The organism is Chachezhania sediminis, assembly GCF_009765275.1.
Taxonomy (GTDB): Bacteria; Pseudomonadota; Alphaproteobacteria; order Rhodobacterales; family Rhodobacteraceae; genus Chachezhania; species Chachezhania sediminis.
Window position 1 is genome coordinate 762,002 of the sequence record NZ_VOPH01000002.1, and the last position, 25,384, is coordinate 787,385.

Annotated in this window: 27 protein-coding genes; 9 read left to right on the forward strand and 18 right to left on the reverse strand. The window is 66.8% G+C overall.

Annotated elements, in window-relative coordinates; all coding sequences use genetic code 11:
* Positions 1-78 precede the first annotated feature (78 nt).
* Entirely contained in the window at positions 79-1,212 is a 1,134-nt protein-coding gene (locus FQK05_RS08555; protein ID WP_158965669.1) for an alkane 1-monooxygenase, read from the reverse strand.
* Between the two features lie 42 nt (positions 1,213-1,254).
* On the reverse strand, positions 1,255-2,298 hold the full coding sequence (locus FQK05_RS08560) for an A/G-specific adenine glycosylase (RefSeq protein ID WP_158966046.1): 1,044 nt from the start codon (positions 2,296-2,298) through the stop codon (positions 1,255-1,257).
* 150 nt (positions 2,299-2,448) lie between these two features.
* On the opposite strand from FQK05_RS08560, the gene FQK05_RS08565 reads away from it, so the two are divergent.
* The 4 genes from FQK05_RS08565 to FQK05_RS08580 all read left to right on the forward strand — a co-directional run bounded on the left by FQK05_RS08565 (position 2,449) and on the right by FQK05_RS08580 (position 5,462).
* Positions 2,449-2,970, forward strand: a complete 522-nt coding sequence (locus FQK05_RS08565; RefSeq protein WP_158965671.1) for a DUF721 domain-containing protein — start codon at positions 2,449-2,451, stop codon at positions 2,968-2,970.
* Positions 2,970-3,602 carry a DsbA family protein gene (locus FQK05_RS08570; protein WP_158965673.1) on the forward strand — a complete coding sequence of 211 codons (633 nt, stop codon included), beginning with the start codon at positions 2,970-2,972 and terminating at the stop codon, positions 3,600-3,602. The genes FQK05_RS08565 and FQK05_RS08570 overlap by 1 nt, the downstream gene beginning before the upstream one ends.
* Entirely contained in the window at positions 3,599-4,711 is a 1,113-nt protein-coding gene (locus tag FQK05_RS08575) for a CaiB/BaiF CoA transferase family protein (protein WP_158965675.1), read from the forward strand. The genes FQK05_RS08570 and FQK05_RS08575 overlap by 4 nt, the downstream gene beginning before the upstream one ends.
* Before the next feature lie 298 nt (positions 4,712-5,009).
* Positions 5,010-5,462 (forward strand): GNAT family N-acetyltransferase, encoded by a 453-nt coding sequence (locus FQK05_RS08580; RefSeq protein WP_158965677.1) that lies wholly within the window; start codon positions 5,010-5,012, stop codon positions 5,460-5,462.
* A gap of 6 nt (positions 5,463-5,468) precedes the next feature.
* Here FQK05_RS08580 and lpxK read toward each other — a convergent pair whose 3' ends face one another.
* The 6 genes from lpxK to FQK05_RS08610 form a co-directional block, all read right to left on the reverse strand.
* On the reverse strand, positions 5,469-6,467 hold the full coding sequence (gene lpxK, locus FQK05_RS08585; protein ID WP_158965679.1) for a tetraacyldisaccharide 4'-kinase: 999 nt from the start codon (positions 6,465-6,467) through the stop codon (positions 5,469-5,471).
* Positions 6,454-7,623, reverse strand: coding sequence for a 3-deoxy-D-manno-octulosonic acid transferase (locus FQK05_RS08590; protein WP_158965681.1), 1,170 nt, complete (start codon positions 7,621-7,623; stop codon positions 6,454-6,456). The genes lpxK and FQK05_RS08590 overlap by 14 nt, the downstream gene beginning before the upstream one ends.
* A 26-nt stretch (positions 7,624-7,649) precedes the next feature.
* Positions 7,650-7,892, reverse strand: a complete 243-nt coding sequence (locus FQK05_RS08595) for a DUF4170 domain-containing protein (protein ID WP_158965683.1) — start codon at positions 7,890-7,892, stop codon at positions 7,650-7,652.
* Positions 7,893-8,181: 289 nt separating this feature from the next.
* Entirely contained in the window at positions 8,182-8,970 is a 789-nt protein-coding gene (locus FQK05_RS08600) for an inositol monophosphatase family protein (RefSeq protein ID WP_158965685.1), read from the reverse strand.
* On the reverse strand, positions 8,957-10,321 hold the full coding sequence (locus FQK05_RS08605) for a TldD/PmbA family protein (RefSeq protein WP_158965686.1): 1,365 nt from the start codon (positions 10,319-10,321) through the stop codon (positions 8,957-8,959). The genes FQK05_RS08600 and FQK05_RS08605 overlap by 14 nt, the downstream gene beginning before the upstream one ends.
* A 122-nt stretch (positions 10,322-10,443) precedes the next feature.
* Complete coding sequence (locus FQK05_RS08610) at positions 10,444-11,985, reverse strand: DUF2125 domain-containing protein (RefSeq protein WP_158965688.1); 1,542 nt, start codon at positions 11,983-11,985, stop codon at positions 10,444-10,446.
* Positions 11,986-12,149: 164 nt separating this feature from the next.
* Between FQK05_RS08610 and FQK05_RS08615 the strand changes: the two genes are divergently transcribed.
* Positions 12,150-12,920: an SDR family oxidoreductase gene (locus tag FQK05_RS08615; RefSeq protein ID WP_233270423.1), complete on the forward strand. Its 771-nt coding sequence runs from the start codon at positions 12,150-12,152 to the stop codon at positions 12,918-12,920.
* Complete coding sequence (locus FQK05_RS08620; protein WP_158965692.1) at positions 12,917-13,525, forward strand: enoyl-CoA hydratase/isomerase family protein; 609 nt, start codon at positions 12,917-12,919, stop codon at positions 13,523-13,525. Before FQK05_RS08615 ends, FQK05_RS08620 begins: the two co-directional genes overlap by 4 nt.
* Positions 13,526-13,730: 205 nt before the next feature.
* Here the strand turns inward: FQK05_RS08620 and FQK05_RS08625 are convergent, their stop codons facing one another.
* From FQK05_RS08625 to FQK05_RS08655, 7 genes are all read right to left on the reverse strand, one after another.
* Positions 13,731-14,069, reverse strand: a complete 339-nt coding sequence (locus FQK05_RS08625) for an HNH endonuclease family protein (protein WP_158966048.1) — start codon at positions 14,067-14,069, stop codon at positions 13,731-13,733.
* A gap of 458 nt (positions 14,070-14,527) precedes the next feature.
* Positions 14,528-15,334 (reverse strand): DUF1217 domain-containing protein, encoded by an 807-nt coding sequence (locus FQK05_RS08630; RefSeq protein WP_158965694.1) that lies wholly within the window; start codon positions 15,332-15,334, stop codon positions 14,528-14,530.
* Positions 15,331-15,735, reverse strand: a complete 405-nt coding sequence (flbT, locus tag FQK05_RS08635; RefSeq protein ID WP_158965696.1) for a flagellar biosynthesis repressor FlbT — start codon at positions 15,733-15,735, stop codon at positions 15,331-15,333. Before flbT ends, FQK05_RS08630 begins: the two co-directional genes overlap by 4 nt.
* Positions 15,732-16,322 (reverse strand): flagellar biosynthesis regulator FlaF, encoded by a 591-nt coding sequence (gene flaF / locus FQK05_RS26405; protein ID WP_158965698.1) that lies wholly within the window; start codon positions 16,320-16,322, stop codon positions 15,732-15,734. Before flaF ends, flbT begins: the two co-directional genes overlap by 4 nt.
* An 81-nt stretch (positions 16,323-16,403) precedes the next feature.
* A complete protein-coding gene (locus FQK05_RS08645) occupies positions 16,404-17,249 on the reverse strand; it encodes a flagellin N-terminal helical domain-containing protein (RefSeq protein ID WP_158965700.1) in 846 nt (281 codons plus the stop codon).
* 212 nt (positions 17,250-17,461) lie between these two features.
* Positions 17,462-17,833: a flagellar biosynthesis protein FlgN gene (locus tag FQK05_RS08650; protein WP_158965702.1), complete on the reverse strand. Its 372-nt coding sequence runs from the start codon at positions 17,831-17,833 to the stop codon at positions 17,462-17,464.
* The gene (locus tag FQK05_RS08655; RefSeq protein WP_233270424.1) at positions 17,817-18,047 is read right to left on the reverse strand and encodes a rod-binding protein; all 231 of its coding nucleotides are present in this window, start codon (positions 18,045-18,047) and stop codon (positions 17,817-17,819) included. Before FQK05_RS08655 ends, FQK05_RS08650 begins: the two co-directional genes overlap by 17 nt.
* Before the next feature lie 1,553 nt (positions 18,048-19,600).
* Here FQK05_RS08655 and fliK point away from each other — a divergent pair.
* The 3 genes from fliK to FQK05_RS08670 all read left to right on the forward strand — a co-directional run bounded on the left by fliK (position 19,601) and on the right by FQK05_RS08670 (position 22,375).
* Positions 19,601-20,137, forward strand: a complete 537-nt coding sequence (gene fliK, locus FQK05_RS08660) for a flagellar hook-length control protein FliK (RefSeq protein WP_158965706.1) — start codon at positions 19,601-19,603, stop codon at positions 20,135-20,137.
* Positions 20,138-20,141: 4 nt separating this feature from the next.
* Positions 20,142-20,831 (forward strand): flagellar hook capping FlgD N-terminal domain-containing protein, encoded by a 690-nt coding sequence (locus FQK05_RS08665; RefSeq protein ID WP_158965708.1) that lies wholly within the window; start codon positions 20,142-20,144, stop codon positions 20,829-20,831.
* 611 nt (positions 20,832-21,442) lie between these two features.
* Positions 21,443-22,375, forward strand: coding sequence for an aminoglycoside phosphotransferase family protein (locus FQK05_RS08670; RefSeq protein WP_233270425.1), 933 nt, complete (start codon positions 21,443-21,445; stop codon positions 22,373-22,375).
* Here FQK05_RS08670 and FQK05_RS08675 read toward each other — a convergent pair.
* Genes FQK05_RS08675 through FQK05_RS08685 form a run of 3 tightly spaced genes read right to left on the reverse strand, consistent with a single transcriptional unit; the run spans position 22,354 to position 25,384 of the window.
* Entirely contained in the window at positions 22,354-23,676 is a 1,323-nt protein-coding gene (locus FQK05_RS08675) for an NAD(P)/FAD-dependent oxidoreductase (protein WP_158965710.1), read from the reverse strand. The two genes, FQK05_RS08670 and FQK05_RS08675, sit on opposite strands and share 22 nt — an antisense overlap.
* Positions 23,673-24,497, reverse strand: coding sequence for an ABC transporter permease (locus FQK05_RS08680; RefSeq protein WP_158965712.1), 825 nt, complete (start codon positions 24,495-24,497; stop codon positions 23,673-23,675). The genes FQK05_RS08675 and FQK05_RS08680 overlap by 4 nt, the downstream gene beginning before the upstream one ends.
* Positions 24,494-25,384, reverse strand: a complete 891-nt coding sequence (locus FQK05_RS08685; protein WP_158965714.1) for an ABC transporter permease subunit — start codon at positions 25,382-25,384, stop codon at positions 24,494-24,496. Before FQK05_RS08685 ends, FQK05_RS08680 begins: the two co-directional genes overlap by 4 nt.

Below are 25,384 nucleotides of genomic sequence, written 5' to 3' on the forward strand. Positions count from 1 at the left end.
GGGTCCATCGGGGGGCCCACCGCCCGGCCCGGCATCCTGCCTGGGGCAGCCGGCCCCCCTCTCCGCCCGTGACGGGGATCAGCGCGGCATCGGCAGGTCCTGGGTCTTGTAGGGGGTCCAGTCGGTGATTTCCGGGTAATACCGCCGGCGCCAGTCGCGGACGCGTGGGTTCATCATCCGGCGCCACAGCGGCGGGATCATCGCGATGATGCCCATCAGCGGATAGGCATAGGGCAGCTGCGGCGCCGCATCGACATCGTGGTGCTGCAGCAGCGGGAACCGACGATCGGGTTTGTAGTGGTGATCCGAATGGCGCTGCAGGTTGATCAGCAGCCAGTTCGACGCCCTGTGGCTGGCATTCCAGGAATGCCGGGGCCGGACATGTTCATAGCGCCCTTCGCCCAGGTGTTTCCGCGTCAGGCCGTAATGTTCGATGTAATTGATCAGCTCCAGTTGCCAGATGGCGACCCAGGCCTGCAAGACGAAAAGCCCCAGCCCCGCCCACCCCCCCAGCGCGAAAGCCAGCGCCAGCATTGCTGCCTGAAGCGCAGCATAGCGCCAGAAGGGGTTCCGGGGATGCGCGGCGGGCAGGCCGGCGCGGGCCAGCCTGGCGGTTTCGGCCCGGACGGCGGACCGGAAGCTGCCGATCAGGACACGGGGGAAGAAACGGTGGAAGCCTTCGTTATAGCGGGCCGTCACGGAATCCCTTGGCGTTCCGACATAGCTGTGATGGACCAGCAGGTGTTCCGACCGGAAATGGGAATAGAGCACCATTGCGCACAGCAGATCGCCCAGGAACCGTTCGGCGCGCGGCTTCTGGTGCATCAACTCGTGTGCATAGTTGATGCCGATGGTGCCCGACAGGATCCCCATGCCGAAAAAGGCCATGCACTTGCCCGCCGTGGACAGGTGGTCGGTATGGGTCACGTACCAGATCAGCGCGAAAAGCGTCACGAACTGGACAGGCACCCAGAGCATGGTCAGAAGGCGATAATGGCCAAGGTCGGTGTCCGGCGTCAGCGGATCGGCGTTTTCCGTGTTCAGCCCCAGCACCCGGTCGATGGCGGCGAACAGCCACCAGGTGGCCAGCGGCATCAGGAAGAGCGCCCAGCCGCCCCGAACCGCGCCGTACCACATCAAGGGGACCAGCAGGAAACTGATCCAGAACGGCAGCGCATGGCGCCAGCTTCGAAGGACGGGGGCAGGGATCATCGACTGGGTCCCGGGGTTTTTGTTGCCGAATACAGGCTGCACCTAGGGACCGCCCAAGACCGGATGGGTCCGCGCCAGGTCGAAGGCCTTGCGCATCACGGTCGGAAGGTCCGACGGGCGGAAGGCCTCCGCCGGCATGAACCGTCCGGCGGTCAGCGGCTCTGTCCCGTCCAGCATTGTGACCCGAAGCGTCAGGATCAGGTGAAAATGGGTGAAGGTGTGGCGCACCTCTCCCGGCAAGACGTGCCAGTCGGCAACCGCAGGGGGCAGGGCGGGTGGCTGCGTTTCGGTCCAGTCGGTGCCGGGCCAGCCCAGCATGCCGCCCAGCAGACCGCGATCAGGACGCCGTTCCAGCAGCCAAGCGCCGTCGCCCCGACGCCGGGCCAGGTAGACGGTGCCCTGCCGCACCGGCTTGGCCGCCTTGGGCGTCTTGCGCGGCAGCTCGGGCGCGGTGCCGGCGCGGCGCCCGTCGCAGTCGGCGATCAGCGGGCACAGCCCGCAGGCAGGGCTTTTCGGCGTGCAGATCGTGGCGCCCAGGTCCATCACCGCCTGGGCATAGTCGCCGGGCCGCCTGTCCGGCGTGTGTCGGGCCGCAAGCGCGGTCAATTCCGGCTTCGCGGCGGGGAGGGGCGTTTCGACATCGTGCAGCCGCGCCATGACGCGTTCGACATTGCCGTCGACCACGACCTCGGCCCGGTCGAAGGCGATGGCGCCGACGGCGGCGGCGGTATAGGGGCCGATGCCTGGCAGCTTCAGCAGGGACTCGCGGTCGGACGGAAAGACCCCGCCAAGGTCGGCGGTCACCACGCGGGCACATTTCAGAAGGTTCCGCGCCCGGGCATAGTATCCAAGGCCTGCCCATTCGCCCATGACGTCGGCGTCTTCGGCCATGGCCAGCGCCTGGACCGTGGGCCAGCGGGTCGTGAAGCGGTGGAAATAGTCCTTCACGGCGGCGACGGTGGTCTGCTGCAACATGATCTCGGACAGCCAGACGCGATAGGGGGCGGGCACCACCCCGGCGGCACGATCCGCGGGCGCCACACGCCATGGCAGACTGCGCGCATGGACATCGTACCAATCCAGCATCCGTGCAGCCACGCTGTCGGCTGCGGGGTCGGATTTGGGCGCGGTACGGGTCGTATGGTCGTCACGCAATCTTTATGCTCCGCCGGGTCGGATTCGCTGGCGCCCGCCGGTGGCGGGCCTAGAATATGCCAGACCTACAGGGAGTAAGCCATGCCGCCAAGGTCATCGACGACCCGCGGATTCAAGCGCACGGACGCCCTTCTTGGCGACCGGATCCGCAAGGCGGGCGAAACGCGCGGTTTCGCCGTCTCGCGCGTGCTGACCCATTGGGAAGAGATTGCCGGCCCGGACATCGCCAGGATCGCCCGGCCGGTCGACGTGAAATACGGTCGCGACGCCTTTGGCGCCACGCTGACAGTGCTGACGACGGGATCCATGGCACCGATCATGGAAATGCAGAAGGACCGCCTGCGCGAACGGGTGAACGCGGCCTATGGCTATAACGCCATATCCAAGGTCCGCATCACCCAGACGGCACCGACGGGCTTTGCCGACGGGCAGACGCCCTTCACCGGCCCCGGGGCCGATGGGCCGGACACGCCCGCGCCCGAGGTCGAGCGCAAGGCGGCACAGGTCACGGCCCAGGTCCGGGACGAAGGGTTGCGCGCGGCCCTTGAACGTCTGGGGCAGGGCGTACTATCGAAATCGGAAAAATCGGAAAGGGGCCGTTGATGACCCGCATGACTACCTTCCTTGGCGCCGTGGCCGTGATGGCCGCGGGGGTTCTGACCGCCGGCTGGGCGACGGATGCTGCCGCGCAGGATGCCCAGGCACCGGAAATCGTCGAGATGGTGCTGGGCGATCCCGATGCGCCGGTCGAGATGATCGAATATGCTTCGTTCACCTGCCCGCACTGCGCGACCTTCAACACCGGCCCGCTGAAGCAGCTGAAGAAGGACTATGTCGACACCGGGAAGGTGAAGCTGGTCTATCGCGATGTCTATTTCGACCGTTTCGGCCTTTGGGCGGCCATGGTCGCGCGCTGCGGCGGCCCCGAGAAGTTCTTTGGCATCTCGGACATGATCTATGAAAACCAGGCGCAATGGACCCGCGCGGGCGATCCGGTCGCCATCGTGGGCGAGCTGCGCAAATTCGGCAAGATCGCCGGCGTGACCGACGAACAGCTGGACGTCTGCCTGAACGATGCCGCCAAGGCGCAGGCACTGGTCGAATGGTACCAGAAGAACGCGACCGAGGACGGGATCACCGGCACGCCCAGCTTCATCATCGATGGCGAGATGGTCGAGAACCAGCCCTATGACGACCTGAAGGTCGTCCTGGACGAAAAGCTTGCCGCGAAATGAGCGCACCTCTTGAAGGACTGAAGGTCATCGAGATGGCCCGCATCCTGGCTGGCCCCTGGGCCGGTCAGACCCTGTCGGATCTGGGCGCCGAGGTGATCAAGCTGGAAAGCCCCGAAGGCGACGACACCCGCCGGTGGGGCCCGCCCTTCGTGGAACGCGACGGCGATGTCTCGGCCTCGTATTACCATTCCACCAACCGCGGGAAGGCATCGGTCGTCGTCGATTTCTCGACGCCCGAAGGCCAGGCCAAGGTGCGCGAGATGGTGGCGGATGCCGACATCTTCCTTGAGAATTTCAAGGTCGGCGGGCTGAAGAAATACGGGCTGGATTACGAAAGCCTGGCGCAGATCAATCCCCGGCTGATCTATTGCTCGATCACCGGGTTCGGGCAGACCGGGCCCTATGCGCACCGGGCAGGTTACGACTTCATCATCCAGGGCATGTCGGGGCTGATGTCGCTGACCGGCGAACCGGGCGGGCAGCCGCAGAAAGCGGGCGTGGCGATCACGGATATCTTCACCGGCGTCTATTCCGTCAGCGCGATCCTTGCGGCAGTGATCCAGCGCGGTCGCACCGGCAAGGGCCAGCACATCGACATGGCGCTGTTGGATTGCGGCGTGGCCGTGACGGCGAACCAGGCGCTGAACTACCTGACCACGGGCGTTTCGCCGGGGATGATGGGCAATGCCCACGTGAACCTGACGCCCTACCAGGTCTTCGACTGCGCCGACGGGCACATCATCATTGCCACCGGCAATGACGGCCAGTACCGACGCCTGTGCAACATCCTGGGCCTGGACGAGCTGGGCGAACACCCGGATTTCGTCCACAATCCCCAGCGTATCGCGCACAGGGACGAACTGACGCGGATCCTGACCGAGGCGACCTCGAAATGGGGCAAGGCGGAACTGCTGGCGGCCTGCGAGGCGCAGGGCGTTCCGGCAGGGCCGATCAACAAGCTGGAAGAGGTCATGGCCGACCCGCAGGTCGTGGCCCGCGGCATGCAGATCGAGCTGGACGGGATTCCGGGCGTGCGCTCGCCCTTCCGGTTCTCGGACGCTGAACTGAAACTGGAACACGCGTCGCCCATGCTTGGGCAGGACGGGTGATCCCTTGAAAGCGGGGGCACAGGGGGCTGCACCCCCGTGCCCCCGCCCTTTGCGAGGACAGTGTCCCCGCACGCCTATGCCCTTGCGGCGGCAACCGTTCGGCTTTCGCGTGTTGCGAAGGGGCTTGACGCGCACGGGGGCCTTCGGGCACCTCTCGCGGTCATGTGCATGACCCGTCTTCAGACCTGGACCTATTACGCCCGCCTCAGCTGAGCGCGGTCATGCCTGTTTCAACATGGTGCCGCCCCAGGGTGGCCGCCGGTCGAACGTCCCCCTGCGGCGCAGAGGAGCGTTCGGAATGACCCAGATCGACACTCGTGCCGCCTTGCCGGCGGATATCCCCGACCTTCTGGCGATGGTCGAACGGCTTGCCGTACATCACGGCGACACGCCCGGAGTTTCAGAGGCATCGCTGCACCGCGACCTCTTCGGTGCGGATCCCTGGCTTGTCGTCCTGCTGGCCAGGCATGACGGGCGGCCAATGGGCTATGCGGCCTTGTTCGGGACGGCGTACCTGCACTTCGGCGCGCGTGGGATGGAACTGCATCACCTCTTCACCGAGGCAGAGGCCCGTGGGCTGGGTGTCGGCCAGGCGCTGATCGGCGCGTCCGTCGCCCTGGCGCGGGACCGGGGCTGCACCTTCATGACCGTCGGCACCCATCCGGAAAACCTGGCGGCACAGGCCTTCTATCCGAAACTGGGCTTCGAGCGGCGCGATGGCGCCGGGCCGCGGTTCCTGTTGCGGCTTTAGGGCCGCTCAGGGGGCCGGGGCCGCGGCTTCGATCAACGACAGCAGCGGTTCGGCGGGTGTCACCTGCAGACGGACGGGCAGGGTGATCACCCGGCTGCGCCAGCTGGAGGGCAGGCGGGCGGCGTCCTTTTCGGTGCAGACCAGCTGGGCGCCAAGGGCGAAGGCCTGCGCCTCCAGCCGCGTCAGCAGGGCCGCGGCCAGTGGCTGATGGTCGTCCAGCGCATGGGTCGCCACGAGATCGGCACCCAGGTCGCGGAGCGTGGCGAAGAACTTGCCCGGATGGCCGATGCCGGCAAAGGCCACGACACGAAGGCCGGCCCAGTCCATGCCGGTCTGAAGTGGCAGAAGTTCCCCGGTCACGTGGGGGATCGTAACGGACGGGCCCCATTGGTCTGCGAATTGTGCCTGGGCATCGGCCCCACCGATGGACAGGACCGCATCGGCCCGCGTCAGCCCGGTGGCCACGGGTTCCCGCAAGGGGCCGGCGGGAATGCAGCGACCGTTGCCGAATCCACGGGCGGCATCGACGACGACCAGCGACAGGGCCTTGGCAAGGGACGGGTCCTGGAACCCGTCGTCCAGCACGACGACCGTCGCCCCGGCCCGCGCCGCCGCCTGCGCCCCGGCGACGCGGTCGCGCGCCACCCAGACTTCGGCAAAGCTGGCCAGCAGCAGGGGTTCGTCGCCCACCCGGGTCGGGCCGTGACGCGATGGATCGACCTGCAGGGGGCCTTCCTCGGTCCCGCCATACCCGCGCGAGACGACATGGGGCTGGTGGCCGAGTTTCCGCAGCGCCTCGATCAGCCAGATGGCAGTGGGGGTCTTGCCGGTGCCGCCGGCATTCAGGTTGCCGACGCAGATCACCGGGACCGGCACCTGGGCGGGTTCGGTCCCGGCCAGACGCCGTGCCGTGCCGCGGGCATAAAGCGCGCCCAGGGGCGACAGAAGGCGCGCCTGCCAGGCCGGACGGTCCGGCGCCGTATTCCAGAACTCAGGCGCGCGCATCGAGCCGTGCCTGAACGATGTCGACGATCCGGTCCGACAGGGCGGCGCCTTCGGTGGCGATGGTCCATCCGGCCAGCGCCATGGCGGCCGCCTGATCGGGCGCCGACAGGCGGATGACCGCGGCGGCCAGATCCTCGGCCCCTCGCACTGTCAGCGCGGCGCCGACCCGGTCCAGCCGGGCATAGCTGGCGGCATGGTTGCGCACGTTGGGGCCGTGCAGCACCGCCGATCCCAGCGCCGCGGCCGCCAGCGGACAGTGCCCGCCGCGCCGGGTGGTCAGCGACCCGGCGACGAAGGTCACCGGCGCCGCGCGATACCATAGCCCCAGGTCTTCCTCGTAATCGCAGACCAGTGCCTGCATGTTGTCCTCGATCGCCGCGCCCGGTTGCCAGGCCGCGGCGCGCAGTCCCGCGGCGGTTATCGTCTCGATCATAGCATCCGCGGTTTCGGGCTGCGCGACATGGGCCACCAGAAGCAGCCGGTGTGACAGCCGCACGATGGCGCGCTGGGCGGCGACGATGGTCTCGAACTCCGACGGCTCGGTCCAGGCGGTCAGCCACAGCGGCCGGCCGGCCAGCTGGCGCGAGACCTTGTCGAAATCGGAATCGAGGCAGGCCGGAGGGGTGACGCCCGCGGCCAGGGGGGCCGTGACTTCTACCCGGTCGGGATGACGCAGGATGCGCCGCAGCGCCTCGGCATCCGCCGTGCCGGGGGCAAAGATCGGGTCGAACAGCCCCAGAGCCCCCCGTGGGCTGCCGCGCCAGACGCCGCGCAGCGTGGCGGTTTCCTCGCGCGTGACGTCGACCAGGATCATCGGCATGCCGGTCGCCGCGGCCTTGTGGAGCAGGGTCGGCAGCAGCGGCAGTCCGGCCCAGAGGCAGATGTCCGGCGCCCAGTCCGCCAGGAACTGGCGGGCGGTCCCGGCCTCGGCGGTCAGCCGTTCCATCCGGTCGATGCCGGTGCGCCGGACCTGCGCGGGGGGTGCCACGTCCCCGGCAAGCGTCAGCAGGGCGAACAGGTCCGGGCGCTGCGCCTTGCAGCGCAGCGCGATCTCGGCCAGGGCGGCGGCCCGTTCGGTCGAGGTTGCGTGCATCCACAGGACCTCGGCCCCTTCGGGGCGAGGACGGTCCGCCGTGACCTGGGTCCCATTGGTCAAGGGACCGGTGCTGGAAAGGCTTGAGATCAGTGGAGCTCCTCGGTGGCCGACGCCTCGCGCTCCTCGTCCCGCAGGCGATGGATGTGGGCGATGAAATAGCGCATGTGAGCGTTGTCGACGGTCTTCTGCGCCTCGGCCTTCCAGGCCTCGTAGGCGGTCTGGTAGGACGGGAACATGCCGACGATGTGGATGTCGTCGGGGTTCTTGAACGTGGTCTTGGAAGGGTCGATCAGTTCGCCCCCGAAGACGAGGTGAAGGCGTTGCGTCATGGGTGGCATCCTTTTCGGTTGCGACAAGGGGTAACGGTAACGACGGTCAACGAAAAGTGCGTCTTCAAGGTAGTCGGCCCGGTCCCGGGGTCAAGGCGCCGCCCGGTCGCATCAACCGCTGGGATGGGTGGGGTCATAATCGGTGTCGGGCTCGTATTTACGTCCCACCCGGCCGCGGACCGGGTCGCGGTCGACCCGTCCCGGAGAAGCCGCTTTGCGCCCTTCCCGCGGGTCGGCCGATACCCTTCTTGCTGTAACGCTGGCGTCCCGCCGGGCTGGCAACGGCGCCCTAAGCACTGCCCCCGGCTACCAGCCTGGCAATCTGATCGTGGACCGCGGCGCCACCGGCCATGATACCGTTCACCGTCGGGTGCGGATTGTTGAACCGCAGTGCGCCGCCGGTCTTGTCCGTCACCCGGGCGCCGGCCTCTCGCAGGATCAGCTCTCCGGCGGCGACGTCCCATTCCCAGCTGGGCCGGAAGGTGATCATCCCGTCGAAACGCCCCTGCGCCACAGCCGCCATGCGATAGGCCAGCGACGGCCGGTAGACCCGGTTGAACTTGGGCGCCAGCCCCGATTGCCAGTGCTGTGCCTGCAGCGCCGGGCGGGCGGCCAGGATATCGGCCTGCTCCAGCTCCTGCCGGTCGGACGGGCGGATCGGCTGGCCGTTCAGATAGGCGCCGCGCCCCGCCGCCGCGGAATAAAGCTTGCCCTTCTGGGGCAGATAGACCACCGCTGCCGTCACCACGCCCCGTTCCGCCACCGCCAGCGCATGGGCCCAGGTGCCGGACCCGTCGGCAAAGGCCCGGGTCCCGTCGATGGGATCGACGATGAAGACCTTTTCGTGCTGCAGCCGGACGGGGTCGTCCTCGGTCTCTTCCGACAGCCAACCGTAATCGGGGCGGGCGGGGCGAAGGATTTCGGCCAGAAGCTTGTCGACCGCAAGGTCGATTTCCGTCACCAGGCCGGCATTGTCGGCCTTTTCCCACGCCTTCGCCAGGCGGCCCGGCACGCGCAGGGCGACCTTGCCCGCCTCGGCCGCGGCGTCGATCAGAAGGTCTATGTCACTGCCCGGCAATGGTCATCCCGTCGATCAGGATGGACGGCACGACCCGCGACAGCCAGGTCCGCGCATCGTTGGCCGGCACGATCCGCAGCAGCATGTCCTTCAGGTTCCCCGCCAGGGTACATTCGTTGACCGGATAGGCAATCTGCCCGTTTTCCACCCAGAACCCCGAAGCACCACGGGAATAGTCCCCGGTATTCGGGTTGATGGTACTGCCGATCATGGACGTCACAAGAAGCCCGGTGCCCATGTCCGCCAGCAGATCCGCGCGGCTTTGCGCGCCCTGCGTCATTGCGACGTTCCAGTTCGCGGGCGACGGCGTGCCCGAGGTCGAGCGCGCGGCATTGCCGGTGGACTGCATTCCCAGCTTGCGTGCGCTGGCCAGATCCAGCGTCCAGCCGGTCAGCACGCCCTTGTCGACGATGGTCCGTTTGACGGTCGGCAGCCCTTCGGCATCGAAGGGGCGAGAGCCCGATATGCGCGGCCGGTGCGGGTCTTCCACGATGGAAAACGCCTCCGGCAGGACCTGTTCGTCCAGCTTGTCGGCCAGCCAGGTCGAGCCCCGGGCCACGGCGGCGCCGTTGGCGGCGCTCAGCAGGTGGCCGATCAGCGACGATGCGATGCGTTCGTCGAAGAGCACGGGATAGGTCCCGGTCTTGGGCTGGCGCGCGCCCAGAAGCGAAACGGCGCGTTCACCGGCGCTGCGGCCGATTTCCTCGGGCGAGCGCAGGTCGACCCGGTGCGCGCGGCCATCGCCGTCGCCATCGCGTTCCATGCCCGTCCCGGTGCCGGCAATCGCGGTGGCGGACAGGGCGTGGCTGGTGCGGGTATATCCGCCCAGGAAACCGTTCGATGCGGCCAGCACGACCTCGTACCGGCCGGCGGCGGCGTGCGCGCTGTCGGACTGGGTCACGCCGGGGACGGACAGGGCCGCCGCTTCGGCCGCGAAGGCGGCGTCGCGCAGGGCGTCGGGCGACGGCATCTCTGCCCCGTCGTCCAGGTCCAGCCCGGCGTCGTTGCGTCGGGTGGAAAGCTGGTCGGGATCGGCGATGCCTGCATAGATGTCTTCGGGTGCCGCACGGGCCATGGCCACCGCGCTGGCGGCCAGGTCCGGCAGCCGGTCGTCGGCCGTGGCCGAGGTGCCCGAGGCCGAAACCACCGCCTGCCGCTTGCCCACGAAGACCCGCAGGCCCAGATCGGCGGCCTCGGACCGTTCCGCCATCTCCAGCGCCTGGCCCCTGACCTCGATGGAAATCGAGCTGCCGCGCAGCACCATCGCGTCGGCGGCATCCGCACCGGCGGCGCGGGCGGCGTCCAGAAGCATGGCGGCAATGGTATCAAGCGAACGGGGGTGATCGGTCATGAGCGTTCCCAACGGGCCCTTGCAGGTTGACCGGACCTAGCCTTGCAGGACCCGTCAGGCAAGGGGCAGGCACGAAAAAGGGCCGCCCCGGCGAGGCGACCCTGTCGCGGAAAAATCCGCGGTCACTGGATCCGCTGGCCGTTGGCCAGGATCTCGCCCAGCCGGTTGATCTCCAGCGTCGAGGTCAGGGTATCGTCGCCGCCCGGCACACCGAAAAGGCCCATCATCATCCGCGCGGCCATCGACTGTTCGCTGGTCACGAGCCCCATCTTCACCAGCGAATCCAGAAGCGCGTTGCCGCCCTTCAGCTCCAGGCTCATCTTGCCGGTGGGGCGGGGATAACCTTCGAAAGTGGTGGTGTCGGTATTGTCGAAGGTCGCCGAACCGTTGCCCTTCAGCTGTGCGCCGATCGCCTTGATCAGGAAGGAATTCAGCGAGACGGAGTCAAGCTGCGCGGGCGGCTCTTCGTCCAGCGTTTCGGCCAGGTCGGGGGCCATCAGGTCGGTCAGAAGCGTGGCCTTGCCCGTCAGGTCCAGCGACAGGGTCGCCGGGTCGCGGGGCAGGACGCTGCCGGGATCCAGGATCGACCAGATCGTGTCGGACATGGTGAAGTCGGTCAGGCCCAGTTTCAGGCCAAAGTCCTGCGGTTCCTTGGTCGCGCCCAGGGGCATGGTCAAACCCGCGCTCAGCGAATCCGTCGTCAGTTCGACGGGGAAGGGCAGCTGGCTGGCGTTCAGCGACAGCTTCACGTCCTCGGTCCCGGTGTCGAAGCTGATGGCATCGCCGTCCATGGATATGGAATAGGTCCCGCCGGTGGCGAAGGTGTGAAGAGCGAAGGTGCCGCCGTCGGCCGCGCCTTCCACGGTCATGCCGTTTTCACCGAAGGTCACGGTGCTGCCAAGGGCCAGCCCGGCATTGAAGTAGCTGCGGGAATCTTCCGGATCCAGCGCGGCCTTGTCCAGCGGCAGGTCATAGTTGCTGTCGGCGACCATTTCGGCGACTGCGCCTTCCACGGTCACATGGGCCTGGTCTTCTGCAGTGGCGGTGGTGTCCAACGTGTAGCGCATGCCGGACGCGGTCATCTGCTGTTGCACGCTGCGTACCGTGTCGACCTTGACCGCGGATTTTAACACGACATCGTCCAGGCCAATCAATACGGTCGTGTCCGTCGCGACGGTCCGCTCACCGCCAGAGACCTCGGCGGCCTGCTGCAGGCCGACCTCCATGCCCACCGCGTCGGCGGTGTAGTCATAGGTCATGTCGCCGGGATTGCCGGTCACGGTCATGGCATGGCCGCTTTGGGTGATGTCCATGACCACGTTGACGTCGTCATCGGTGCTGTCGCCGACCTGGGTCGTGATTGGGAAACTGTCGGGCATGCCCACGGTGACCGAACCGTCGTCGTGTCCCATGAAGGTCAACGACAGGTCGCCGGTCGACAGGGTGACCGTCTCGCGGCCCTGGGTCACGGACATCTTCAGGTTCGAGATCGTCAGCACGTCGCCCGACAGATCCTCGGTCGCGGCCACGGTATATCCCTGGCCTTCCATCTGGGCGCGGAAGTCGGCCCAGACATCGGTCGGCGTCAGATCGGCTGCGGCGCTTTGGGCCAGCAGCATCAGCGCCGCCGAGGCGCCGGCGATCCGTGCAATGGGAAATGTCATGCGTGCACCTTTCTGGTCTTGGTTGGCCGCATCGTCCGGTGTCGTGCCGCGGGCGTCAAGGGCAGCTTACCCCCACTTTTCACGGCTTCGGCTCCAAGGACTGGACCGGCGTCGGCCGGGACAGTACCACGTGTGAAAGCGGAGCGGCGAGAAGGATTTGTAACTTGAGCGTGACTGGGACATTCGACGGCAAGACCGTGCTGATCACCGGGGCCAGCCGGGGCATCGGCGCCTCGGCGGCCGAACTTTTCGCCCGGGCCGGGGCCAATGTCGTGATGGCGGCCCGCAGCGACGACGCCCTGCAGGAGGTTCGCGCCCGCATCGACGGCGCCGCGGGCCGGGCCGTGATCCAGCTGTGCGACGTCAGCAAGTACGACGACCTGGCCGCGGCCGTGGGCACCTGTGTCGACCGGTTCGGGGGGCTCGACATCCTGATCAACAATGCCGGGGTGATCGCGCCGATTTCCCGCATGGCCGAGGCCGATCCCGAAGGCTGGGGCCAGGCCATCGACATCAACCTGAAGGGCGTCTTCTACGGCATGCGCGCGGCGCTGCCGGTGATGCTGAAGGCGGGCGGCGGCACCGTGCTGACCATCAGCTCCGGCGCGGCCCATAATCCGATCGAGGCCTGGAGCCATTACTGTTCTTCGAAGGCTGGCGCCGCGATGCTGACCCGGATGCTGGACGCCGAATACGGGCCCGAGGGGATCCGCGCCATCGGCCTGTCGCCGGGCACTGTGGCCACGGAAATGCAGCGCGAGATCAAGGCGTCCGCCATCAACCCGGTCAGCCGTCTGGAATGGACGGACCATATTCCGCCCGACTGGCCGGCGCGCACGCTGATGTGGATGTGCGGGGCCGGGGCCGACGACTGGCTGGGGCAGGAAATCTCGCTGCGGGACCCGGAAATCCGCCAGAAGGTGGGCCTGGCATGATCGATCTGAAGCAGGAAGGCGATTTGTGGATCGTCACCCTGGCGCGGCCCGACAAGGCCAATTCGCTGACCCGTCCCATGTTGGAACGCTTGGTCGAGATCGCGGAAAGCGCTGGCGCTACGCGGGCGCTGATCCTGACCGGGCAGGGCAAGGTCTTTTCCGCCGGGGCCGATCTGGAAGAGGCGAAGGCGGGCCTTGCGGTATCGGATCTCTGGGAACGTCTGTCGGGCGCACTGGCGCGCCTGCCGGCGCTGAAGATCGCGGCGCTGAACGGCACGCTGGCAGGCGGGGCGAATGGCATGGCGCTGGCCTGCGACATCCGGATCGCCGTGCCGGGGGCGAAGATCTTCTATCCCGTCATGAAGCTGGGCTACCTGCCGCAGCCATCGGATCCGGCGCGGATGATAGCCCTGATCGGGCCTGCACGGGCCAAGCTGATCCTGATGGGCGGGCAGAAGATCACGGTGGAAGAGGCCTATGATTACGGCCTGATCGACCGGATCGTCCCGCCGGAGGATCTGATGGCCACCGCCCGCGCCCTGTGCGCGGACACGCTGGCCGCCCCGGCCGAGGTCGCAGCCGGCATTGCCCGAATGTGCTCCTGACCTTCGGGTCCAGCACCGGGGGGCGAAGGCGAAGTATCGCAAATCGCAGCTGGCCACGGGGCCGGGTCGCGGTCGGCCGTTCCCGGGCTGCGATTTGCAGAATTATAGCGAAAGGCCCGGGCCTCCGGTCCCGGGATCACAGTTGCCCCTCCGGGCCTCTGTCCTGCTTCAAGGTTTCTGCAGCAGAGGGTGAGGTGGCGGGACCTTAGCGTCGGGCTCTGCGCCGTCCCGGCACCTTCGAGACAAAACCCGGCGGGCGTTTCCCGTCCCAAGCGATGAACTTTGCCAGCCGCGGATGCGTTTTCAGCGCGTCGATGGTGTTGAAGCTGCGCGCCAGTTCGCTCTCGGTCAGGCTGACATGGATTTCCCGGTGACAGATATGGTGCAGCAGCACCGTTTCGCCCCCCTTGCCGCCCCGCAGCCGCGGGACCAGGTGATGCAGGCTTTGCGGGACGTCGGACGGGATCGGCCTGTCGCACAGCGGGCAGATCGGCGCCGTCGTTCCATCGGACGTTCTATCGGGCGGATCGTTCGCATCGGTCACGGGCAGGCCCCGGCAGGCAAGGTTGTGCGCCCGAAGGCCGGGCCTCCGGGACATCCGACACTCTGCCCTGTGGCCGGCAAATGTTAAGCGGCGGCGCCGGCGCTTTCCGGGCCCGGCGGACCGTGAAAGCGGGTCGCTCCAACGGGATGTCCGCCTGTCGTTGCGTTCCGTGCCCGCTGCTTTTGTTCACGTCGAGGTCGGTTGGCCTTAGCTTCTGTCCGTGTCCGGATCGGCGCGTTTCAGTGCAGGATGGTCTGGTGCCATCGCCAGTGTCGGGTGCCGTCCCGCCGCCCGATGTCGTGTCTGGTGATGTTGCACAGAATGACGTCCAACGACGCCATGTCTTGCGATGTCGTGTCCTTTGTATCGTGTCCGTTATATCGTGTCTTGTTATGTCGTGCCGGGTGATTTCGGTGCCGGGCAACCCTGAATCCTACGGCCCAACTGGCTGGCGCGGATCAATAGATGGACGCCGCGCCCTGCAGAAGGAACAGCGCGTTCGAGGCCGAGCTTGTGCTGGCATTGATCGTCTCGATCTGGGCACGGGCCAGGTAGCGGACAGTCATCTTTTCCAGAGCTTCCGGATCCTTGAACTGATCGATATCCGACCGGCCTGTCACGGCCTGGACCTTCTCGCGGAAGATCGAAAGCTGCTTGTCGATGTTCAGCTGTCCCAGCGCCTTGGGCAGGCCCAGGCCCGTCTCGAAGAACTTGCGCAAGGGGGCCTGGCCCATGATCGTGAACCACTTGGCGGCGTCGCTCATGTTGTCGTTCGCCAGCGTCGCGACCTCGCGTTGGGCATACAAGGCGATGCGCATGGATTCGTCCTGCTCGCCCACCGCGGCCTCGAACTTCTGGACCCGGTACGCATCGACGATCTCGGTCATGGCCGCGGCCTTGCCGGTCTGGACCGAGGCCAACGGGCCGAACCCGAAGGCGGCGCTGAATTTCTTATAGCGATCGTCAGCCATCCGGTTGGCTAGGGCATCGTCGGCGACGGTGCCATCCTCCAGCATCTTCCGGATGAAGTACTTGTTGTTGATGTCGTCCTGCAGGCCAAAGGCCCCCAGGGCGACCGACAGCAGACGGCGGTCCGCCACCAGTTCCTCGGCGCTGGTGATCTTGCCGATGTTCTGGGTGAAATAGTCGGCGTCGCGTTCCAGCTGGGCGCTTTTCGTGAAGGCGTCGAACTGAGACTCGCGCGTGCGCTCCAGGAAGCGCCAGCCGGCCAGGCCTCCGATGGGTATGACCGGCTGGAAACTCATTGCCGTGTCGCTGCGAACAGCCGCTCCTCCCGCGGGAGGAGGCTGCGCAACGCCTTCAGGCACTTGTAATGATTGGCACCGATCAGCGCCTCTGTCGCCTCGGCCAGCGATTTGCGGCTGTCCGGATCGGTGAATACCTGGCTCAGCTCCTCCAGCCGGCGCAAGAGTGGCATGTGCGCCTCGTCGGGAGAGACATCGCCCGACAGGACCAGCTGCGTGGCATAGCAGGCCCGGCGCACTGGGGTCGTTGCTTCGTCGGGATGGATTGCGTCGCGCAGGCGCAGGATATGGGCGTCGGGCGTCACGATGGACACCCGCCCCCGCCGGTCGCCGTTTTCGATGACGGCGCCGTTGATCAGCACTCGTTCGCGAGGCGCGAGTTTCAGGACAAGACCGCTCATGTGCGATCTCCGCTCTGGCGCCGGGGGCCCTTGGCGGGACCAGGGTGCGGAGCAGGGCCCTTGCGCACAGCAGGGCCGGCCGCGGCTGCCGGGCGCTGTCCGGCTGTCCGCTTCATCTGCTTGCTGCGCGGGGGCGTGCCGGGGTGCTGCGCGCGGGCCTTGACACGGACGGGCTGGGCCGCTTGTTGGGGGCGATGCTCCTGCGCCGGCTCGGGCGGGGTCAGATCGCCCCGCAGACCGCGCATGATGGCCGTGTTGATGTCCAGCAGCGGCGTGATGTTGGCCTTCCGGGCCAGCACCTTGCTGGTATGTTCCCGCGTGAATTCCGCCAGATAGAAAATGCGTGCCCGCAGATCTGCCGGCAGGTTGTTGCCGGGATCTGCGACGTCGATGGCGAACAGGTCCCACAGCTTGCCATTGTCATGAAGGGCTTGCGCCAGTTTGGGAAAATTGTTGCTTCCTTGTGCATCGGCCTGTCGCAGCCGATGCGTGATACGCGCCAGGGCCTCGTATTCGATGCCGCGTGGCGTTCGGGTCGACGCTGCGGCCTTTGTATAGCCGCGTTGAGCCAGATTCTGGGCGTTCACGTCAGATCCTCGCGTGAAAGGGGCGTGCTGGGTGCCGGGGCGCGATTATTCGCGCCCCGGTCGAGAGTCTTTACGAGGGTCTTAGCGGAACAGCGACAGGACCGACTGCGGCGCCTGGTTTGCGATCGACAGGGCCTGGATGCCCAGCTGCTGCTGGGTTTGCAGGGCCTGAAGGCGGGCCGAAGCCTCTTCCATGTCGGCGTCGACCAAGGTGCCGATACCGGCCTTCATGGCATCCGTCAGTTTGGTGACGAATTCCTTCTGACCGTTGATCCGGCTGGCCGATGCACCCAGCGCGGCGGCACCGTCAATGGCGGTCTGCAGGAAGGTCTCGATCTCGCCCAGGGCCGTGGCCGCCGTCGCCGTGTCGGTGATGGCGGTCAGGTTCGTTGCCAGGTCCACGTCGGCTTCGAAGTCCGTGGTCGCGACGGTGAAGGTCGACGCGGTCGGCGCGGAAGAGCCGACGCGGTCGAGCGAGGCGATGACTGTCAGCCCGGTTGCGCCGTTGCCATCGACGTCGGTGGCCAGCAGGTTCGCACCGTTGAACTGGGCGCCGCCGATGATCGAGGCAACCGTTGCGGACTTCGCCGCGATGTCGGCCTGGATCTTCGAGAAGTCGACGTTTTCGGATTGGGCCGAGATCGCCAGATCCTTGATGTCCTTCAGGACGCCGACGATCTGCTCGGCTGCGGCCGAGGCCACGGCGACAGTCGATTCCGCCAGCGACAGCGAAGCCGAGATGGCCTTGAAACCGGACGCATCGGATTCCATCACCTTCGAGATTGCGAAGATTGCCGAATTGTCCTTGGCAGTCGAGATCGACTTGCCCGAGGAGATTGCGTTCTGGGTTTTCTCCAGTTGGTTGTTGGTGTAGCGCAGCGACTGCAGCGCGACCATTGCACCATTGTTCGTCAGAATGCTGGTCATTTTCACTTTCCTTCAGTCTGGGGCCATTTTCGACCCCGGGTTAAACGCCAGATGGCGGTCCATGACGTCTTTCTGACTGATGCGGCCTGCCGTCGTGTCTGGGCCCGGCCGCGCCACCCCTGTCAGAGGTGCGCTTTCCTTTTGCGGCCAAAACCCCTAACGTTGCCCTAACGGTGTTGGTGCCCTTACCGCAGATTTTCATCAAACGGCGCTCATGCCCGCCGTTCGACCTTGGGCTTCTTCGGGGCGCTCAGGCTTGTACGGCGACCTGAGCGGTCATAGGTGTCCAGTCCGGCGCGCACGCGGCGCATCTCGGCCATGCGGTCGGCGACGGACCGGATGCCGTCCAGCGCACCGCCGAGCAGCGACTGGTTGCGACGAACCTTCGCCTGGACCGTGGCCAGCTGCGCGGCCTCGAGATCCGGGGTCGTGTTGAGCAGCTCTATTACCTCGGACTTTTTCTGCAGGAACGTTTCCAGCTGTCGCAGGTCGCCGGCGACCAGCGCCGCGCGCTCCTCCTCCAGAAGCGAATCGAGTGTGGCGATCAGCTTGTCCGCGCTTCGCGGTTCACTCGACCCCGACATCGGTCTGCGCCTCCATCATTGCGCGAAAGAATGTGTCGGCCAGGCCGATTCCGCCCGCGGCGGCGATGGCACGGGCCTGTTCGCGGACCAGAAGGGACGAAAACTGCTCCTCTCCGGCGCCGCCACCGAAGCTTTCCGAGGTCTGCCCAAGCCCCGCGGATTTCAGCATTTCCGCAAGGAAGGTCGCTTCCAGTTCCCGGGAGGCCTCGCGCATGAGCCGCGCGCGCGCATTTGTGGAGCTTGTCCCGATTGTATCGTTCGTCCGCAGCGGGTCCCCGCGGGGTTGGGAGGCCATGGCGACCGGGTCCATCCTGTTCCCTCCAATTGAGTCGATTTCCGCATCATGGACCTGTGCCAGTTAAAAAATTCGAAACCCCTCGGAGGCATGATCGGTCAGATCCAGGCAGAATGCGGGGCAAGATGCAGACGTTTTCCCAGCCGGCCGCGGCTCTTGGCGGCGCAATCGGGGGGCCCCCGGGACCCGACCGTCGAAGCGCGGCCAAGACGGCTGGCCAGGGGGCATCCTCTGCGTCGCATGCGGCCCGTTCATCGAAGGCCGATCAGGTCAATGGCAGGTCGCAATCAGACAATGCCGGCGACGGTAGGTCCGGTAGCAAGACGCTGAGCTTCGATCAGCATTATTCGGGAAAGGGGACGGACCCCGCAAAGCTCCAAGAGGGCGCCGTCACGGCGTTGGCTGGCGCCGACGGGGATCAGGCAGACCAGGCGCCTGCGATCGATGAGGATACCGAGGTCGATCCTCTCCTGGGACGCGACGAGGAACCGGATCTTTCGGCTGTACCTGGATCTGATCCCGGGTCCTTGGCGGGCCAGGAAGGTGCCAGCCTGACGGCCGGCCTTGCCGGTGACGGTGAGGCGCGGCCGGCGAGTGCCCAGAACGGTCGGCCCGCGGGTCCAGCCGGCGCGGAACAAGGCGCGCAGTCGATGGTCCAGGCCGGCCCGGTAACCATGGATTCGAGGGAAGGCCTTGGTCCGGCCTCGGACGGAAAGACAGGCGCGGCGCATGTTTCGGGGCCGGCCCGACACGGTCGTGGCGACGGGTCGCCGGCTGGTCTCGATCGCGGGGGCGATGCCGGGTCTCTTGCCGAAGGCGCAAGGGGCGGGCGTGGCGATCCGGCCGCGGACGGCGCGGACGCTCCGGGCAACCGCCGGACTTCGGGCCGCGGGGCGGAGGTGGACAAGAAGGCACCAATGTCAGCCTACGATGTTGCGGCCACCCGGGACCGTGATCCGGCGTGGAGAGGACTGTCTGGCGCCATCGGGACTGCGGAAGCCGGGCGGGAGAGAGGCACGCCAGCCAAACCGGCCACCATGGCGGAGACCGCGATGCGGCACCTGGCCGAAGGGACACCGCAGACCCGGACCGGTTTCGGGCAGCGGTCTGCTGTGCCGACAGCAATGGGGTCCGAGCTTCGGCCGGACGGATTCGCTGCGGGCGCGACCGTGGGCGGCGGCAATGGCGCGCCCGCTTTGCCCACAGGCGGATCGGCCGGGGCCGCTGCACACTCCGCGGCCGCAACGGTAGCGGTTTCATCGGGGATGGCCCCGACCGGGACCGCGCAGGCCACTTCGGAACAGGTGGCAGGGAAGCGCCCGGAAGCCGATGACCTTCCCGTTCTGTCCGGGCGCCGGGGCGTGGGCAGCATCGGCCGGTTCCCCGGGGGGCCTGCCACAGACCTGGCAAAGCGGGCCAGAGACCTGCGGACGACCAGTGCTGCCGTCTTGTCGGCCGGGATCGATCCGGCAATGGCCGACGTCTCTTTCGAAGGCGCGAGAGAGGTCTTGTCGGCCGCCGGTCACGTCGCGGCAGCAGCCCACGGCGCCGATTCACCGGGGCATTCGGGGCCGGCGACGCTGGCGGGGCAGTCGACGGTGCGTCAGATCCTGCCGCATCTGTCCGACCTGTCGCGCAGATCAGGGGACCGATCGGTGGAGATCGCCCTCGAACCGGCAGAGCTGGGGCGGGTGCGGATGACCCTGTCTACCACCGTCGACGGTGTGATGACGCTGCATGTTACGGCCGACAGGCCGGAGACGCTGGACCTGATGCGCCGCCACATTGCCGAGCTGTCGCAGGAATTTCGCCGGCTGGGCTATGCCGATGTCGGGATGAGCTTTTCGGCCGGAAACGGCGCCACACCGGAGCGCGGTCAGGGCTACGAGGCGACGGGCACCGTTGCCGCGCAGGAGGCCGTGGCAGAACCGCGGCCGGAGAGCGCTTCTGCCATCCTTCGGAACGTACCCCGCACCGCGATGGCGGGCGGGCTGGACATAAGGATCTAGGGATATGGAAACCTCCACCGTCGGACCGCAGCCCGTCACGCGGCCGGTCGATACCTCCCAGGGAGACAAGCAGGCCGGATCGCCGGGCACAGGCACGACGGCCATCGCCTCGGATTTCGAGACATTCCTGAAGATGCTGACAGCGCAGGCGCGTTACCAGGACCCGCTGGAGCCGATCGATTCCACCGAATATGCGGCGCAGCTGGCGCAGTTCTCGATGGTCGAACAGCAGGTGAAGACCAACGATTTCATGTCCAACCTGATCCGCGCGACCGAGACGAGCAACATGGCCGCCCTGGCCGGGTGGGTCGGGATGGAGGTGCGGGCCGCCGTGCCGGTGGACTATGACGGGGCACCTGTGACGGTGATCCCGTCCATCGCCGACGGGGCCGACCGCGCGGAACTGGTGGTCCACGACACCTTCGGCGCCGAGGTGCAGCGCCTGCCCGTGCCGCTGGACGGTGGCGAGGTGGTCTGGGCCGGCGTGTCGCAAGACGGCGCGCCGTTGCCGTCCGGGACCTATGCGCTGACGGTCGAAAGCTTCACGCAGGACAGCCTGGTCGGCACGACGAAGGTCGAAAGCTATGCCCGAGTGAAGGAAGCCCAGATCGCGAATGGCAATGTCTCGCTGCTGGTCGCGGGTGGGCAGAGCATCGCCGCCGGTGACGTGACCTCGGTCCGCAAGGCGACCTGACGTGCCGGCGGTTCGTGCCTGTCGGGAAGGATCGGGCGCCGGGGACGGGTCCCGGCGTGCCGGGGCGTCATCGCCACGTTCGGCTTGGGCTGGCGCAGGTGGGCAAAAGATCCCGGCGCGCCGAGCGGCCTGGGCGAGGGAATGGCCATCCGTACCCAGTCATCCCAGCGATCCGGGGGGCCGAAATCCGGAGCGCCCGGATGCAGGGACCGAGATATTGGGACCGAGATGCTGGGGACCGAGAGCCAGGTTGCCGGGGCTGCGCCGCAATGGTCCGATCTGTAAAGTTCCGGCCCGAAAAGATCCAGTTCGCAATGAACCAGATCGCAAAGGCCCAGAACGTAAAGCCCGGGGTTGCGGAAAAGCAAGCTGCGGATGCCCGGTCCGCACAAGTCCGGCTTGCTATGACCTGGCCTGCCAGGATCCGGGCCTGAAATTCCGGCGCGCAAGGCTCCGGATTGCGGCCGTTCCGGGACGGGGACCGCACGCGTGGCGCTGACAGGTGGGGCTGGCCTGCCTTTGGGCGGATGGTACTGGCCGGTCGATGCGTGTAGGAACGGCAGGGACCGAAACCCGCGCCTATAGCGCTTTGGGACCCTGTCGCTGCCGAGATGCTGCACCATTCCTCCCTTGTGGCTGGCCGGCCGGGGCCAAACGACCAGCCGCCAAAGGCCTTGCTGGCCGCTGTGGGGGATGCGGGTCTGAAGATCGCGGCGGAAGCCTGTGCCTGGCTGCCGGGCGGCCGGACAAACCGGCTGTGGCTTTGCGAAGGGCCGACGGGGCGGGTGGTGCTGAAGCTTTATGCCGCCCCCGATGGTAATCCCCTGTTCGACAACGACCCGATGCGGGAACGGGCGGCGCTGCAGCTTTTTGCAGCGGAAGGCCTGGCCCCGGCGCTGCGGGTGGCCGGATCGTCGGCTGTGGGCGACTGGTCGGTCTATGACCATGTCCGCGGGGGCATCTGGCAGCAGGATGCGGCGCCGGTGGCGCGGGCACTGGCCCGGGTGCACCGGATGGCACCGGCACCGGCTTCGGCCTTTCCAATCCGCGCCAGCGGCAGCGCTGCCTTGATGGCGCAGACACTGGCGATGATGAAGGGTTCAGGTGACAAGTCTGGCGACATGCGCCGGCTGTTGACCGCGATCCGGCGCACGCCGGTGCAGCCTGTGGTCCGCGGGGCACTGCTGCATGGCGATCCCGTGCCGGGCAACATCATTGCCGAAGGACCCACATTCATCGACTGGCAATGCCCTGTCCTGGGCGACCCGGCCGAGGATCTGGGCCTTTTCCTGTCGCCTGCGATGCAGCTGCTTTATCGTGGCAGGCCATTGGACGATGGCGAAATCGCCGCGTTCCTGGATGCCTACCCGGACCGGGACACAGTACAGCGCACGATGGCGCTGGCCCCGTGGTTTCACGCCAGGACGGCCGCCTATTGCCTGTGGCAGGTCGCCCGGGGGCAGACAGATTATGCCGCCGGGCTGAAGCTGGAACTGGTCGCCCTGACCGCCAGCCTGACGGATCAGAGATCCGCCAGAGCGTAGCTTGCATAGGCCGCGGGCATGACCACGCGGCGGAAGCGTCCGAAGGGGAATCGCGTCAGCGGGCGGCGCATGGTGACCGGCACCTCGTCGTCATGTCCCAGGATCTGACGCGCCATCAGGTGGCCGGACAGGCTGCCCATCGCCACGCCGTTGCCGTGATAGGCCATGGCGGCATACATGCCGGCGCTGCCGGGCACCGCTCCCACGAAGGGCATCAGCCGTCGCGCCAGGCAGACGAAGCCGGACCAGCTGTGGGTCGACGACACGCCCGCCCATTGCGGAAACATGCGATCGAAATCGCGGCGGGTGCGGGCACGGGCCTGGGCTTCGGCCCCGGGTGTCGACCGGATCCCGCCGCGCATCCCGAACAGGAAGCGCCCGTCGGGCATCAGGCGGAAATAATGCAGCAGCCGGCGGGTGTCGTAACACATCTGGTCCGTGGTCCAGCCCTGGGCCGCCTGCTCCTCGGCCGTGATCGGGCGCGTGACCAGCACCGTGGACTGGGCCGGCATATAGCGGGCCGACAGCCAGTCGGGCAGATCTTCGGACGAATAGCCATTGGTGGCGATCAGCACCGCATCGGCGGTGACCGTGCCGGCGGGCGTCGATACCGTCCAGCCGTTGCCGGTCTTCTTCGTTCCGGTCACGGGGCTTTGCGCAAAGATCCGGGCCCCGGCACCGGCCGCGGCGGCCGCAAGTCCCAGCACGTATTTCCGGGGGTTCAGGGCAAAGCCAGTCCGCACCGTCAGGGCGCCGTGAAAATTCCCGCCGATGCCGATGCCGGGCAGGTCCGCGGGCCCGGTCACAACCGGGTTGTCCCAGCCTTCGGTGGCGATCTCGTCCGCCTCGCGCTCGAGTTCCTGAAGGCGCGACTTGGTGTGGGCCAGCTTGGTTTCGCCATTCGAATGGCGGTCGGCGTCGATACTGAACCGGTCCAGCAGGGCGCCGACATGGTCGATGGATGCGCGTTCGGTGGCAAAGAAGTCATGCGCCGCCTGCGGTCCGAATTCGGCCGCCAGCGACTTGAAGCTGCGCCGCCCGCCACCCAGGCAGCAGAAGCCGCCATTGCGTCCGGAGGCGCCCCAACCGGGATACATGGCGTCCAGCACGACCACGTCGGTCCCGGCCTGGGCCAGGGTCAGTGCCGCGTTCAGGCCAGTGAAGCCGCCGCCGATGACGACGACATCGGCCTTCAGTGCGCCTTCCGCTGCCGGCCAGTCCGGCAGCGGGGCAGTTTCATCCCACCAGCACCCGGTGCGGGGGCCGGCTCCATAGGCATAAGCGCCAAAGATATGTCTCACGCGGCCTCGGCTCTGACAGCGGCCGCTTCGTCGGCTTGCCTTTTGACGAGGCTCCGCTTGGACACCAGCGACGCGGCCAGCACACCGACGGCGACGATGCCGATCATGATGGTCGAAAGCGCGTTGATCTCGGGGCTGACGCCCAGGCGGACCGAGGAGAAGATCTTGATAGGCAAGGTCGTCGACGAAGGGCCGGAGGTGAAGGACGCGATCACGAGGTCGTCCAGCGACAGCGTGAACGCAAGAAGCCATCCCGATATGACGGCCGGTGCGATGATGGGAAGGGTGACCAGACGGAAAGCTTCCGCCGCGGTACAGCCCAGGTCGCGCGCCGCTTCTTCAAGCGACAGATCGAAGGTCATCAGCCGCGACGACACGACGACCGAGACATAGCACATGGCAAAGGTCGTGTGCGCCAGCACCAGTGTCAGGATCCCGCGGTCCAGCCCGATGGAGATGAAGAGCAGAAGCAGCGCCAGGCCGGTGATCACGTCGGGCATAACCAGCGGCGCATAGATCATGCCGGAAAACAGCGTCCGCCCCAGAAAGCGGCCGCTGCGGATCAGGGCATAGGCCGCCATGGTCCCCAGCACCGTGGCGATGGTGGAGGAGAAGAACGCCACCCGCAAGGTCACCCAGGCGGCATCCAGGAACTGCTGGTTCTGCGCCAGCGACCCGTACCACTTGGTGGAAAAGCCCGCCCATACCGTCACCAGTTTCGATTCGTTGAAGCTGTAGATCACCAGGATGACCATCGGGATGTAAAGGAACGCGAATCCCAGCGTCAGCGCGATCATGTTGAAACCGGACATGCGTCTCATGCTTCGGCCTCCGCCTGCTTTTGCTGGTTCTTCTGGAACAGGATGATCGGAATGATCAGGATGATCAGCAGCACCACCGCCACGGCCGAGGCGACGGGCCAGTCGCGGTTGGAGAAGAACTCCTCCCACAGGACCTTGCCGATCATCAGCGTGCTGGATCCGCCCAGAAGCGACGGGATCACGAATTCGCCCAAGGTCGGGATGAAGACCAGGAAACAGCCCGCGATCACGCCGGGCCGCGACAGCGGGAAGGTCACCAGCCAGAAGGCGGATGCGCGCGAACAACCCAGATCCTCGGCCGCTTCCAGCAGGGCGCCGTCAAGACGGTCCAGCTGGGAATAGATCGGCAGGATCATGAAGGGCAGGTAGGTATAGACGATGCCGATATAGACCGCCCAGTTCGTGTTCAGGATCTGCAGCGGCGTGGAAACGATGCCAAGCCATAGCAGCAGCTGGTTCAGGTAACCTTCGGTCCCCAGGATGCCCATCCACGAATAGACCCGGATCAGGAAGCTGGTCCAGAAGGGCAGGATGATCAGCATCAGAAGCGTCGGTCGCCAGTCTTCCCGGGCGCGGGCCATGGCATAGGCCATCGGATAACCCACCAGCAGCGTCAGGAAGGTCGAGACGGCAGCGATCTTCAACGACGACAGGTAGGCCTTCCAGTACAGGCTGTCCGTGGTCAGGAAGATGAAGTTTTCGAAATCCAGTTCCCGGACGAAGTCCAGAATGCCGGACAGGCCCTGGCTCAGGTCCAGTTGCGGCGTGTAAGGCGGACGGGCCAGCGCCACGTCCGACAGCGATATCTTGAAGACGATCAGGAACGGCACCAGGAACAGGACCAGGAGCCAGGTGAACGGGATCAGGTATACGATTGCGCGGCGCAT

Coding starts and splice junctions, on each gene's coding strand:
- FQK05_RS08560 (WP_158966046.1), bottom strand. CDS start 2,298: ATGCTGGATTGGTACGATGTCCATGCGCGCAGTCTGCCATGGCGTGTG.
- FQK05_RS08630 (WP_158965694.1), bottom strand. CDS start 15,334: ATGAGTTTCCAGCCGGTCATACCCATCGGAGGCCTGGCCGGCTGGCGC.
- flbT (WP_158965696.1), bottom strand. CDS start 15,735: ATGAGCGGTCTTGTCCTGAAACTCGCGCCTCGCGAACGAGTGCTGATC.
- FQK05_RS08555 (WP_158965669.1), bottom strand. CDS start 1,212: ATGATCCCTGCCCCCGTCCTTCGAAGCTGGCGCCATGCGCTGCCGTTC.
- FQK05_RS08610 (WP_158965688.1), bottom strand. CDS start 11,985: ATGACATTTCCCATTGCACGGATCGCCGGCGCCTCGGCGGCGCTGATG.
- FQK05_RS08570 (WP_158965673.1), top strand. CDS start 2,970: ATGACCCGCATGACTACCTTCCTTGGCGCCGTGGCCGTGATGGCCGCG.
- FQK05_RS08575 (WP_158965675.1), top strand. CDS start 3,599: ATGAGCGCACCTCTTGAAGGACTGAAGGTCATCGAGATGGCCCGCATC.
- FQK05_RS08655 (WP_233270424.1), bottom strand. CDS start 18,047: ATGCGCGAGGCCTCCCGGGAACTGGAAGCGACCTTCCTTGCGGAAATG.
- FQK05_RS08670 (WP_233270425.1), top strand. CDS start 21,443: ATGCTGCACCATTCCTCCCTTGTGGCTGGCCGGCCGGGGCCAAACGAC.
- FQK05_RS08620 (WP_158965692.1), top strand. CDS start 12,917: ATGATCGATCTGAAGCAGGAAGGCGATTTGTGGATCGTCACCCTGGCG.
- FQK05_RS08650 (WP_158965702.1), bottom strand. CDS start 17,833: ATGTCGGGGTCGAGTGAACCGCGAAGCGCGGACAAGCTGATCGCCACA.
- FQK05_RS08665 (WP_158965708.1), top strand. CDS start 20,142: ATGGAAACCTCCACCGTCGGACCGCAGCCCGTCACGCGGCCGGTCGAT.
- FQK05_RS08565 (WP_158965671.1), top strand. CDS start 2,449: ATGCCGCCAAGGTCATCGACGACCCGCGGATTCAAGCGCACGGACGCC.
- FQK05_RS08605 (WP_158965686.1), bottom strand. CDS start 10,321: ATGACCGATCACCCCCGTTCGCTTGATACCATTGCCGCCATGCTTCTG.
- FQK05_RS08595 (WP_158965683.1), bottom strand. CDS start 7,892: ATGACGCAACGCCTTCACCTCGTCTTCGGGGGCGAACTGATCGACCCT.
- lpxK (WP_158965679.1), bottom strand. CDS start 6,467: ATGCGCGCGCCTGAGTTCTGGAATACGGCGCCGGACCGTCCGGCCTGG.
- FQK05_RS08645 (WP_158965700.1), bottom strand. CDS start 17,249: ATGACCAGCATTCTGACGAACAATGGTGCAATGGTCGCGCTGCAGTCG.
- FQK05_RS08580 (WP_158965677.1), top strand. CDS start 5,010: ATGACCCAGATCGACACTCGTGCCGCCTTGCCGGCGGATATCCCCGAC.
- fliK (WP_158965706.1), top strand. CDS start 19,601: ATGGCCGACGTCTCTTTCGAAGGCGCGAGAGAGGTCTTGTCGGCCGCC.
- FQK05_RS08685 (WP_158965714.1), bottom strand. CDS start 25,384: ATGCGCCGCGCAATCGTATACCTGATCCCGTTCACCTGGCTCCTGGTC.
- FQK05_RS08680 (WP_158965712.1), bottom strand. CDS start 24,497: ATGAGACGCATGTCCGGTTTCAACATGATCGCGCTGACGCTGGGATTC.